Source organism: Rhizobium sp. 01L419 (assembly GCF_056400025.1).
Window position 1 is genome coordinate 1 of sequence record NZ_JBFTSM010000044.1, and the last position, 7030, is coordinate 7030.

At 57.0% G+C, this 7030-nt stretch carries 7 protein-coding genes and 1 pseudogene; 3 read left to right on the forward strand and 5 right to left on the reverse strand.

The features are described 5' to 3' along the window. Nucleotides 1–22 precede the first annotated feature (22 nt). Both AC1DUP_RS36590 and AC1DUP_RS36595 read left to right on the forward strand, forming a co-directional pair. A complete protein-coding gene (locus AC1DUP_RS36590; protein WP_477837353.1) occupies nucleotides 23–781 on the forward strand; it encodes a GNAT family N-acetyltransferase in 759 nt (252 codons plus the stop codon). 48 nt (nucleotides 782–829) lie between these two features. Beyond that, nucleotides 830–1444, forward strand: a complete 615-nt coding sequence (locus AC1DUP_RS36595) for a 3'-5' exonuclease (RefSeq protein ID WP_113309760.1) — start codon at nucleotides 830–832, stop codon at nucleotides 1442–1444. A gap of 254 nt (nucleotides 1445–1698) precedes the next feature. Here the strand turns inward: AC1DUP_RS36595 and AC1DUP_RS36600 are convergent, their stop codons facing one another. Beyond that, nucleotides 1699–2601 (reverse strand): NADP-dependent oxidoreductase, encoded by a 903-nt coding sequence (locus tag AC1DUP_RS36600; RefSeq protein ID WP_113309807.1) that lies wholly within the window; start codon nucleotides 2599–2601, stop codon nucleotides 1699–1701. Between the two features lie 189 nt (nucleotides 2602–2790). Beyond that, nucleotides 2791–4683, reverse strand: coding sequence for a molecular chaperone HtpG (htpG, locus tag AC1DUP_RS36605; RefSeq protein ID WP_113309759.1), 1893 nt, complete (start codon nucleotides 4681–4683; stop codon nucleotides 2791–2793). A gap of 206 nt (nucleotides 4684–4889) precedes the next feature. On the opposite strand from htpG, the gene AC1DUP_RS36610 reads away from it, so the two are divergent. Continuing rightward, nucleotides 4890–5027 (forward strand): hypothetical protein, encoded by a 138-nt coding sequence (locus AC1DUP_RS36610; protein ID WP_162747596.1) that lies wholly within the window; start codon nucleotides 4890–4892, stop codon nucleotides 5025–5027. A 423-nt stretch (nucleotides 5028–5450) separates the two neighbouring features. On the opposite strand, the gene AC1DUP_RS36615 is transcribed toward AC1DUP_RS36610, so the two are convergent. From AC1DUP_RS36615 to AC1DUP_RS36625, 3 genes and pseudogenes are all read right to left on the reverse strand, one after another. Next, entirely contained in the window at nucleotides 5451–5750 is a 300-nt protein-coding gene (locus tag AC1DUP_RS36615; protein WP_113309757.1) for a DUF982 domain-containing protein, read from the reverse strand. Between the two features lie 78 nt (nucleotides 5751–5828). After that, a complete protein-coding gene (locus AC1DUP_RS36620) occupies nucleotides 5829–6302 on the reverse strand; it encodes an Hsp20 family protein (RefSeq protein WP_113309756.1) in 474 nt (157 codons plus the stop codon). A 164-nt stretch (nucleotides 6303–6466) separates the two neighbouring features. Then, nucleotides 6467–6756, reverse strand: a pseudogene (locus tag AC1DUP_RS36625) (hypothetical protein). Between the last annotated feature and the right edge of the window lie 274 nt (nucleotides 6757–7030).

Below are 7030 nucleotides of genomic sequence, written 5' to 3' on the forward strand. Positions count from 1 at the left end.
GAAGCCGGAGAGCGGGTGATGGATGCCGGAAGCCGGAGAGCGGGTGATGGATGCCGCCCGTCGCGAATTCGGCGAGGAAACCGGGCTGTTGGGCCGAACGGGGTTTCGGCTCCTGGGAGACAGGCACCGGCCCTTCGAGCGAGACGGGGTGCATCATGACCTCCACCGCACCTACTTCAATTTGTCGCTCGAAGAAACCCTTCCTGAGACCTGGTCCCATTTTGAGACCAGGCCGTCGGGCGGCGGGGCACCTATTTTGTTTCGGTTTTTCTGGATCGACATCGCGCTCGCACGCGCGCGCCTTGACCTTGGCTCGGGAGAGATGCTCGATCGACTGCCGGCGATAGGTCGCTACGATCTCTCTGTTGCCGAGAGCGCCGACGACCAATCGGCTTATCATCGGTTGCGGCGGACGGTGCTCTTTGAAGCCCGAGGGCGGTTCGATTATATCCAAGATGGGCCGGAGGAGATCAAAGAGCAGAACCTGTCTTTGCTTTTCAAACGTGACGGACAGGCAATCGGGACGGTTCGCCTCGATCAGGAGCCAGACGGAAGGGCGATCGTGCGTCTTGTGGCGATAGCGCCCGACTTCCAAAGGCGTGGCCACGGAACAGCCCTTTTGGAGCGGCTTGAGCGCCTGGCGCTTTCACGCGGCATCAATGAGCTTCTCGTACATTCCGCTCCGGACGCGGTAGGATTCTACCAGAAACTTGGCTTTTCACCTTTTGAATTCGAAGCCGGTACGTTCGAAAGCGTGCAACTACGGAAAATGATCCGATGATGCGCCCGGCGGCAAAACCCGGGAGCTTCGCAAAAGAGGAACAGACCTTTGAAAACTGCAATCATCTTTGACTGTGAATTTCTTTGCCTTGAAGGGTCGCAACGCAGATTTTGGTGTGCCGCCCACGATCCCGATCCAGTTATTGCCCAGATCGGCGCGGTAAAGCTTGGGCTGGAGAATGACTTTCCGATCCTTGGCACCTACAAGGCATATGTCCAGCCGATCGACCGATTTGGCAACCGCTACGCGCTCGACCCATTTTTCACGAAGCTAACTGGTATCACTGAACAGGCTATAGAAACGGACGGCGTGACGTTGCAGGATGCACTGTCCGGCATCGACAGTTTTTCCGGCGGGGCGCGCCTTTGGTCGTGGGGTAAGGACGAACTGAATATGGTGGCGATCAGCTGTTATGTCGCGGGCATAGATGCTCCCATCCTGGCCCGCCGTTTTGATAACGCCGTCAAGCTCCTGCTCGCGGCCGGGATGCCGGTCGAGGATTTGGCTAAGACCGCGAGCAACAAGCTTGTCGATTATTACCACGTCGAGCATCCACCTCTACAAGGCCATGATGCACTCGATGACGCGTTGTCGGTGTCGTATACCCTACAACACCTAATGAGGGTCGGAAAACTTCGATCGGTGGCGTTCGAGGCCGTTTAGACCTGAACCAAGGTTTTCGCGCTCATCCGATTGACATTACGGGGCTCGACTTCTGGGAATATCTCGGTGGGCCCCTGGTGGCACCCAAAACTCACTTCGTTCGCCGAGTAAACCTGAGGCGGCAGGATGCGCAGCTTGCATGCAGTGTGCACTCCTTGGAGGAAACCCTCCAATGAGTGCACGTGGCGGCCAATTCGTCAGGAAGATACGGCGGGGTTAAATGCCCCACGAATATCCTAATTCTCGCCGTGTCCTCACGGGACAACGCGAATGACCGTCTTTCCCGCGCGCCGCTCCGCCGAATTGAAGGTGGTGACCGCATCGTCCAGACTTGAAACCTTGCCGATGTTCGTCCGCAGTCTTCCGTCCCGGACCCGCTGAACGATCTCAGATAGCTGGGCACGATCGGCCTCGACGACGAAGTCAACCGTCACCCCATCCACAGGAGGAATATCCGTCGTCCCGACGGCTGTCACAAGCGTTCCCCCGGCCCGGATCAGCGCCGCGGACCGTCTCTGAACATCGCCGCCGATAACGTCAAATACCAGATCGACGCCGCCGACGTCTTCCAAGGTGTCGTTTCCGAGATCGACGAACTCATTTGCACCGAAGTCCAGAGCCCTCTGGCGGTCAGCGGCGCGTCCGGTGCCGATAACATAGGCGCCCGCTTCCCGCGCAAGCTGCGTCACAATCGAGCCGACGGCGCCAGCCGCTCCGTGTGCGAGCACACTCTGCCCTGCTTGAAGGCGTCCATGCTGAAACAGTCCCTGCCATGCGGTCAGGCCGGATATCGGCAGGCTTGCGCCAACTGTGAAATCGACCTCACCCGGCAGCGGCGCGAGGTTGCGGGCCTCGACGGCTACGTACTCAGCGAGCGTGCCGTCGCGATACCAGTCAGACAGGCCGAACACCCGCTGACCGACCGACAGTCCCGTGGTGCCGTAGCCCAGCGCGGTGATCACACCGGCCAGCTCATGGCCGAGGATCGATGGCGTCCGATCGCGAAAGGTTCGATCGGTCCAGGTCGAAGGCCAATCCAGTTCGGTGTTGACGAAGCCCGCTGCATGGACCTCAACGACGACGTCGTTGATCGCGGCCTGCGGCTCGGGCAGCTCCACCAGCTTCTTCGACCCGCAAAGTCCAAACCAACTTAAAATTAAAAGATCCTTTAAATAACAGAAGCTTAGTGGGCTGTGCACTCAAAGCGGCTGGCTATAACCTACGATCATGAACTGAGAAGCGCTGTCCATTCCCCGAGAATGCGAAACATTCAGCGATCGCGTTGATCGACCTCCTGTTCTAAGGCTTTCTGGCGAGGCAACCGAAGACCACCTCGCCAAGACCTTTTACTTGCCGTGCCCGATTGCCAGCGCAAACAGCCTGGCCTGTCGGTCGGCAAAAGCACGTGGATTGGCTGGTTTGTCCCCGTCAAGAATGCGTGCTTCGTCGAGCAACAGCCACGCCGCATCCTCGCGAAAGGCCAGATCGTCGAGCGATGCGATGGCTTTAACACGCTCGTTCTGCGCGTTGATCTCCAGGATTGGCTTCGATGCGGTCTGTAACCGCCCCGCCCCTCGGAGAAGCTTTTCGAGCTGGCGATCGGGGCCATGTTCCGACGCGACAAGGCAGACCGCGCTTTCGGTCAACCGATCGGAAATACGAACGTCAGCAACCTCCTCACCAAGGGCGCTTCGCGCGAAATCGATGAACGACCCGACTTCGGGAGAAGCTTGCCGGTCACCCTCATCGGTGCCGCCCTCGCCGGTCACAGCGTTCAGATCGGCAAGGCCCTGGGTAACCGATTTAAAAGGCTTGCCCTCGAAATCTGGGACATTAGTTGGCCAGAAACTGTCTACGCCGTCGGTAAGCAGAAGTACCTCTATCCCTTTGGCTCGAAAACCTTCGAGTTGCGGCGACGACCTCAGTTGGTCCAGACTAGAGCCGCTAATGTAATAGATCGCCGACTGCCCTTCCCCCATTCCGGCCAGATAGTCGGCCAGGCTCCTAGTTGCCCCGTCGGATACGGTACTACGGAAGCGCGCCAGCTTCAGCAACTGCGCGCGCCGCTCGAAGTCGTCGTAGATACCTTCCTTGAGAATGGCGCCGAACAGATCCCATACCTTGGAAAACGTCTCGGCTTCGCTTTCGGCCATCTTCTCCAGGGCGGAAAGGATCCGGCTCGTTACGCCCTTTTTGATAGCGGCAAGCACGGGACTTTCCTGGATCATCTCGCGGGAGATGTTGAGCGGGAGATCCGAGGTGTCGACGATGCCCCGGATGAACCGCAGGTAACGCGGCAGCAAGTCGGCTTCGTCGGTTATGAAGACGCGCTTGACGTAGAGCTTCATCCGACCCTCTCGGTCTGGATCGAACAGATCGAATGGTTGAGAGCCCGGGATGAAGGCAAGCGTCGTATATTCGTGGCGGCCCTCAGCGCGAAAATGCACGTTAGCCAGCGGCTCGTCGTACTGGCCCGAGACACTACGATAGAAATCATCGTAGTCCTGCTTGGATATCTCGCTCTTCTGCTTGAGCCAGAGCGCTGCACCATCGGAGACCTGTGACGGCTCCGCGCCCTCTTTTTCTACGAGACGTATAGGAACAGGCACGTGGCCGGATTGATCACGAATGATCTTCTCGACCGTCCATTTGCTGGCATATTTCTTCGCATCGTCCGTGAGATGTAGCACGACACGCGTACCGCGTGCTGGTGCTTGTCCGACATCGACCCCGACGATATCATAGCTTCCCTTACCGTCGGATGACCATTTCCAGGCCTCGCCCTCGCCGGCGCGGCGGGAGATGACATCGACCCGATCAGCAACCATGAAAGAGGAATAGAAGCCAACGCCGAACTGGCCGATCAGCTCCGCCTTCTCCCCAGCTTTGGCCGCCTCAAGCCGCTCCATGAACGCCTTTGTCCCAGAGCGCGCGATTGTGCCAAGCGCGTCGATCATCTCGTCGCGGTTCATGCCGATGCCGTTGTCCTCGATGACGAGTGTCGGCGCCTCCTCATTGAGCGTCACGAGAATCGCCGGCTGGGTTCCATCGGACGAGAGCTGTGGCTTGGAAATCGACTCAAACCGCAGCTTTTCGCAGGCATCCGCCGCGTTCGAGATCAATTCCCGGAGGAACACATCTTTATCTGAGTAAACCGAATGCACCATCATATGCAGGAGTCGGCTGACATCGGCTTCAAATACGTGTTGCTCGGGCTGCAGCTCATCTACTGTCGTCATTGATACCTCCATTCGTACAGAAATCGCCGGTCAAGTGGTTTTTCTGGGATAAGAATTCAAGCGCCGTCGCCGTCGCCCACTGGCACTTTTACAAGACATTTTTGCTATCGTGTCTCAAACCTGGGGACAGCGCTACTTGAGTGTCTTATTTCCGTGGTCCCGTCTCGACTTCCTCTCGTACGATCCTGTCCGGCAGGAGTAGCGACATGAATAATCTTGTTCCGAACGCATTTAAAGCACGACGATGGGCGGCTTACGGTTGTGGAGGTTTCTACGATATTTGGCACAAGTCGGGATTTCTGGACCTTGGCGGTGCCTGGATCGGATCAGCATTTCATGATTGATGACTTCGAAATCCTCAGCGGGATCGAGCAGCCAAAGACGTCATTCCGTCTTCAAGCAGCTGAATAAGACGACCCGCAAGCAAGTTTAGCCCTGCTCGACCGCCCTCATTCAAACCGTCTCTGTGTCACGTCGTGCCGTGACGAGGTTGCCATCGCGTCACTTTTTCAAAAGCCGTGACAACGCCGATTGGCTCCAACCAACCTTATCGGCCAATGCCGTCAATGACGAGCTGTGAAGACGGACAGCAGCCTTTTCTGACGGATGAGCAAAACACCGCCGAGCCATCGCGAAACCTGTCCGGCTCGACGGCAGAGAGTGCTGACCGCGAACGTTTTGGAGAGCCCGTCTTTTTTTGACTATGAGCGGAAATTCTTATCAAATCGTTGTGCAGATGCTCAGGCGTGTCGGACCCGGTAAGCCACTTACTGCAAGTGGGGATCGCTGTCGCTACGCAAGCGAAAAGCCCCGACCGAAGATGTCTCCGGAGCAAGGAGCTCATGTTTTTCGGCAAATGCTGTGAACAGACCGCGCGCCGTCTCAGCTTCGATCTCGCCACGAAGAGCCACCTGGCATGCTTTCAGAGCAATCGAATGGGCCGCGTCTCTAAACGACACCGGCCATTCAACAAGATGTCGGTAGGCATCCATCACGCTGCGGATTTCGGCAGGGAATCCCAAGCCGACGAGAATTGTGACAGGTTTTCTGAACATATCGGGTCTCATCGCTCTCTCCTTCCCAACCCGGAATGTTGACGGGCGCCATCGCGATGGCGCCCCTGACTCACTGCATGAACTTATGGATCAAGCCGCCTTCTGCGCTTCGATCTGCGCCGGAGCAACCGACGTCAATGTGGGCGTGCTCTGGATCGAAATCGTCCGCGGTTTGAGAGCCTCGGGGATTTCGCGAACAAGCTCGATCGTTAGCAGACCATTGTTCAGGTCGGCCCCGTTCACCCGGACGTGGTCAGCCAGTTCGAAGCGGTGCTCAAACGGACGACCTGCGATGCCGCGATGCAAGTAGCCCTCTGTCGGGGATTCCTGCTTCTTGCCCGTGATCGTCAGCAGATTGGACTGGAAGGTGATGTCGAGATCGTCCTGTGCAAATCCAGCCACCGCAATCGAGATCTTGTAGGTGTCGTCATCGCTCTTGACGATGTCATAAGGCGGCCAATCGTTGGACGAGCGGGCGCGCTGCGCGTTTTCGAGAAGATTGAAGATCCGGTCGAAACCAACGCTCGAGCGGTAGAGAGGTGCGTAGTCGTAAGATGTTGCCATAGCCATATCCTCCTTGAAGCAACATGGGTACGGGAGTGCCAAAAGCGGCGCTCCCGGCGAAGCCAGCCCTTGTCTCAGCGGCTGGCGGCAAACGATTTGGTTTTGCCGATTTTCTGATTCAAGATCTGCTGCAAAAAATTTTACCGACCTAAGTTGCCCTACCGTCAATGAACGGATCGGCTAACAACACGATGCGGGTACGCCGCCTTGAACTGCGAGATCATCGCGCAGGCTTGCTGCAATACCCGTTCAGTCGTCTCGGGATTGTCGCGTGCAAGTTCGTCGGCGTTTGTGCGGATTGTCTGTGCCATATTGGCCGACATTACAGCGAAACGCCCCTCACCGTAACAAGTGCATCTTGCGAGGCGGTGTCAAGCCAGCGAGCAAAGTCGGTGATGATTTCTTCCCTCTCCGGGATACTAGCATTCTTTATGATTTTGATGTTCTCTTCCATGCGGGCTCACTCCATACAGACGTGGAAAACGATCGGGCTCATCAAGCCCCGATCGCCGGGTGAGCTAGGAAATGAAAAAAGCGGTTTCAAGCTTTAGGGTTAAAACCCAATCAAACTATTGATTAAATTATCTCTGTATGATTCACTTCGGTCATAATGGGAGTTTGAATCATGGCAGGAGAATTCTGGCTTGATGACCGACAGTGGGCGGTGATCGCTCCTCTGCTTCCGACGAACCAACCCGGCGCTCATCGAACTGATGACCGCCGGGTGA

Excerpts from the sequence above, each read along its gene's own strand:
- htpG (WP_113309759.1), bottom strand. The coding sequence starts at position 4,683 with ATGACGACAGTAGATGAGCTGCAGCCCGAGCAACACGTATTTGAAGCC.
- AC1DUP_RS36610 (WP_162747596.1), top strand. The coding sequence starts at position 4,890 with ATGAATAATCTTGTTCCGAACGCATTTAAAGCACGACGATGGGCGGCT.
- AC1DUP_RS36615 (WP_113309757.1), bottom strand. The coding sequence starts at position 5,750 with ATGAGACCCGATATGTTCAGAAAACCTGTCACAATTCTCGTCGGCTTG.
- AC1DUP_RS36620 (WP_113309756.1), bottom strand. The coding sequence starts at position 6,302 with ATGGCAACATCTTACGACTACGCACCTCTCTACCGCTCGAGCGTTGGT.
- AC1DUP_RS36590 (WP_477837353.1), top strand. The coding sequence starts at position 23 with ATGCCGGAAGCCGGAGAGCGGGTGATGGATGCCGCCCGTCGCGAATTC.